The organism is Pseudomonadota bacterium (genome assembly GCA_022361155.1).
In the GTDB taxonomy this organism is placed as follows: domain Bacteria; phylum Myxococcota_A; class Polyangia; order Polyangiales; family JAKSBK01; genus JAKSBK01.
Genome location: JAKSBK010000442.1, coordinates 1 through 1,241, shown reverse-complemented (window position 1 = coordinate 1,241; position 1,241 = coordinate 1). Strand labels below are relative to the sequence as shown.

The following is a 1,241-nucleotide window of genomic DNA, read 5'->3' as shown; positions in this document are numbered from 1 at the left end:
TTTTTGTCTTTTTTTCGCAACTAACAATAAAACAGTCATCCAATCACATTTAACTTCTTGCGAGAATAAAGGAGATCCTGAAGGTTATTTCTGCTGCCTGGTAGCAGTTCATTCAAAGGATCTTGCCAACCAAAATACTTGACCAAAGCCTCGTTTACGATCACTCCCTCAGTTGCATCCGTTCCGAAGTCTTTCGAGAAGTCCCGGCCTTCGATGAGGTCGATCCCCAGGGCGTCAAGATAGCCATAATCGATCAGATTGTACGTCAATGATATTGAGCTACCGTCCGATTGTCTGAAACCGAGCTCTGTCCAGGGTGTACCAAATTGGTTCATGGCCGCGGAAACGTTCAAGATCCGGCCATCGCGCATGAGCTCATTTCTGTAAAGATCATAAATTCGTCTCGCCGAGGTCTGATCAGGTGGACTATTCAGGGAGATTTCAACCACTCGCTCCTGATCGTATCCCAAGTTCTTCTCACGCAGATAATCAACCTGGCTCTTTATGACCAAAGTGCCGATGATCAACAAGATAGAGAGCGAGAACTGCAGAACTACCAAACTCTTGCTTAAATGAGGCTTACCGCCGACTTTGATGACGCCCTTGAGCACGGTTACCGGTTGAAAGCGTGCCAGGATCACGGCCGGGTAGCTGCCGGCCGCGAAGCTCACGACAAGCGCCAGTCCAATGAGAAAAACCAAAGCGGTTATGTCCGGCGTGAAGCACAGTTGTTTGTCCGCCAAGGCATTGAAAGTTGGCAGCATGAGATTGGCTAGCGCCAGCCCTGCGGTCAGAGCTACCGAAGTCGTTAGCGCAGCCTCGCCCAGATATTGCTTTCTGAGCTGCGACTGAAACGCCCCCATCACCTTTCGAACACCGACCTCCCTAGCACGGCTGACCGATCTGCCAACCGACAAGGTAATGAAGTTGACGCATGCGATCAGCAGGACCAGAATGCCCAAACCTGAGAGCACATAGGAGTCGACCGGGTTGCTCACCCGGGCGATGGTCGTCTTGATATCCGTGTTTAAGCGGATATCGGGCATCGGTTGCAGCAGCAGATCGATGTTGGTGATGTTGTCGCCTCCTTCCAAAATGACCGAGTCAACGAAGGACGGCAGCTTGCTCTCGAGCCCTGACGCTGTTCCTTCCTGTGAAAGCCGGACATACGTTTCAACGAAAGCCATATTATAGGTCGTCCAATCCGCTGGGTTAACGGTTTTGAATTTTTCGATTCGAGT

Annotated in this window: 1 protein-coding gene; it reads right to left on the bottom strand. The window is 50.7% G+C overall.

Annotated features, from left to right (window positions below; translation table 11 throughout):
• Window positions 1-35: 35 nt before the first annotated feature.
• Window positions 36-1,241 (bottom strand): FtsX-like permease family protein (locus MJD61_16685; protein ID MCG8556898.1); only part of this gene is annotated, 1,206 nt, incomplete at its 5' end.